This window comes from Blautia schinkii (genome assembly GCF_013304825.1).
GTDB lineage: Bacteria > Bacillota > Clostridia > Lachnospirales > Lachnospiraceae > Blautia_A > Blautia_A schinkii_B.
Genome location: NZ_JAAWUO010000044.1, coordinates 1 through 1,084 on the forward strand (window position 1 = coordinate 1; position 1,084 = coordinate 1,084).

The window sequence follows — 1,084 nt, forward strand, 5'->3', positions numbered from 1 at the left end:
TATTCCATGACACTGAAGAATACGGCATATACTATGAAAGCAAATACTGCAAACAGTACAAACATAACATGGACAACTATATTATTGGAAAGATTTATTATGCTTGAGAACTGTGCAATGCTGGCAATCAGAATAAACAAAGCAGGGAGGGAGCAGAGAATCTTCCAGATCCGTGATTCCAGATCAGCATTGATCATAGTACGGATTCGCTCCATCAGCATGAGAAATGGTTTTGCAAGAACTAGATTTATGATAAGTGTGAGAGCCAGTGCAAAGGGCGGATACATAAAATAATCGGATGGAAACCGGAAAGTACGGTGCAAAAAGGTAACGGTGCTTGTAACAAAGAATCCGTAGCTCATTACAACAAAAAATACAAATAGTTTTTCTGCTATTTTTGCCTGGATGATAAAACAATACAACACTCCGAACAGTAGCAGGGCAATATAAAAAATAACATTCCAGATTAGCTCTTTGTAATCACCGCCAATGTTGAACTGTGCGATAAGAGAAAACGGAATGACCATTACAATAAAAATGGACAGTGCCATGAGCATTGTCTTTTTTGTGCTTAGGCGGAAACAATCCCGGAATGGATACAAACAGAAAAATGCATAAGGAAAAATCTGAAGAGAAAATCCGCAGAAATAACGCAATGCTATCATAAAACCCTCCTGTCATAAAGATAGATAATGGCCAGGTTACTTATTAAAAATAAGTATACCATTGGCAGAGGGCAAAATCAAATCATATGAAGGTCTTTTCACACCATATTTTGACTATTCACGCAAAAATATAGACAGGGAAGTCAAATTCAAATAACATAAATAATATAGATGCAGAAAACTGTCAAAATGAGGAGAGCTTTTGATACGGTATATATGCCCGAAAGTTCGCTTTTACTGGCATCGTAAAGGAAAAAATATAAGAAAAGGAGACTAAAAAATGAAGAAAAGAATGATTATTGTGACGGCACTGATTATGGGAACTCTGGGAGCAGGATGTGTGAGTGTCCAGGCATCGGATACGTTACCTGAACTGACAAAAGACAATGCACTGGAACAGATGATGAAAGCAGGAGAAA

Annotated in this window: 1 protein-coding gene; it reads right to left on the reverse strand. The window is 37.3% G+C overall.

Annotated features, from left to right (window positions below):
* Positions 1-665, reverse strand: a 665-nt coding sequence (locus tag HFM85_RS15970) for a hypothetical protein (RefSeq protein WP_173739195.1), incomplete at its 3' end; no start/stop codon positions are given.
* Between the last annotated feature and the right edge of the window lie 419 nt (positions 666-1,084).